Consider the following 1,745-nt stretch of genomic DNA (forward strand, 5'->3'; position numbering starts at 1 on the left):
TAAATTACTTAATTTTTGCTGCATCAAATGCTTTTTGAACTGCTTGAACTTCAGCTGTATTCGCACCATATTTATTAGTTGCCACTCGAATACATGCTGATTTCAATTCTTTGAAATTAGAAGTCATGTTTAACTCATCTGTATTTGCATAATAGAAAATATCAAACATTTTATCTTCACCAATTCCTTTAACAGTTACTCCGTTATGAGTTCCACCTTTCGCAATGAGATACGCAACTTTATTAATAATACTTGAATTAAAATGAACACCGCCTTGATCCCATCCATTAAAATCGTTAAATTCACTGTAATCATCTGGATAAGGTACTCCTAGTGAAGATGGAACAGAAGCTGGGTTTTCCATATCACGGAAAACAGATCCTGTTTGTTCTCCCATTGTCCAGTTAAAGTTTCCATTATTTACGTATTTCTCAATAGATGTTCCCATAATATCAGATAATGCCTCATTAATCGCACCGGATTCTCCGTAATATTCAAGATTAGATTCGCTAGAAGTAACAGCATGTGTAAATTCATGTCCAGCTACGTCATATGCTTTAACAATAGGATCGCCATATACAAGCATACTTCCATTATTAGCACTTAATGCATTCTGCCAATTTTTCGGATCATTCGTCTCTTCAGAATCCCAAGCGTGTACAACTGAAACTACTTTTTGTCCTTTATTATCAAAGCTATTACGCTTGTATTTATCTTTATAAAAATCAAATACTTTTGTTGCTAAGTAATGAGCACTTACTGCTTTTGAATCGTTAAATGTTGCCGAAGTACTAGTCGCTAATGTACCAGGATAATAGCTTTCTTCTTTAGTAATATCTCTGTAATTCACATCATATGTTTCAATTCCTTGCCCTCTTGTATAATCAGCAAGAGCATATTTGCCATTACTTTGTTTAGAGATACCAAATGAACGAGAAATACCTAAATCATCTTTTCCTGTTCCAGTTAATGATGTAAGACTGCTTTGTTTACTTTTCTTTAAAGCTCCAACTAGTTTGTCACTGGCTTTTAAGTTAGATTCTTGTACCATATTTTTTAACATATCACCATTTTGTGCATTTACTAAATAAGTACCAGAAACATAGTTTGGTGTTGCAGCTTCAAAGGTAACTTGGTATGCATTTTTAGCTTCTCCATTATCTTCATCAACAAAAATAACCTCTTTAACTTCTGGCTCAGAAATAAACTTGATATCGTTCCCGTACTTCGTATAAATAAATTGTTTTGCTTCATCTTTTGATAGATTAATAGGTTTTTTCAATTCTTCTTGTTTTAAATTTTGCGCGCTATCACCTGAAACACTTTTAATAACACCATTATTATCTACGTGTGCAGTTAATTGATGACCATATACTTCTTTTCCTTCGTATGTTTGCTGCATACGTACAAGTGTAGTTCCATCATACGAACCACGTTTTTGAAGGACTTTATAATCTACTCCTGCTTCTCCATTGACTTGTTTTTGGGACAGAGCTTGCTCTGTTTTCTCCTTAAGTGCATCCTTTACTACATTTTCTGGTGCCTTTTGTGACGGCTGTGTAAGTTCACCCGAACGGAACGATTCCTCTTGAATTTGAACTTGTAGTTGATCTGTTTCCTCTGCATGACCTACGCCATATGGTGCCACAGCTGTTAAAGCTAATCCTGTTGTTAATGCTACCTTAGTTAATGTCTTTTTGTTTTTCATTATTTCACCTCGTATAATTTTTGAAATAGAAAGCTTG

General features: G+C 34.3%; 1 protein-coding gene. It reads right to left on the reverse strand.

Annotated features, from left to right (window positions below; genetic code table 11):
- Window positions 1–4: 4 nt before the first annotated feature.
- Entirely contained in the window at window positions 5–1,708 is a 1,704-nt protein-coding gene (locus ACQGS6_RS27895; protein WP_326318423.1) for a M4 family metallopeptidase, read from the reverse strand.
- Between the last annotated feature and the right edge of the window lie 37 nt (window positions 1,709–1,745).

Origin of the sequence: Bacillus sp. GMs2/2, from assembly GCF_050172095.1 — a bacterium.
Classification (GTDB): Bacteria; Bacillota; Bacilli; order Bacillales; family Bacillaceae_G; genus Bacillus_A; species Bacillus_A cereus.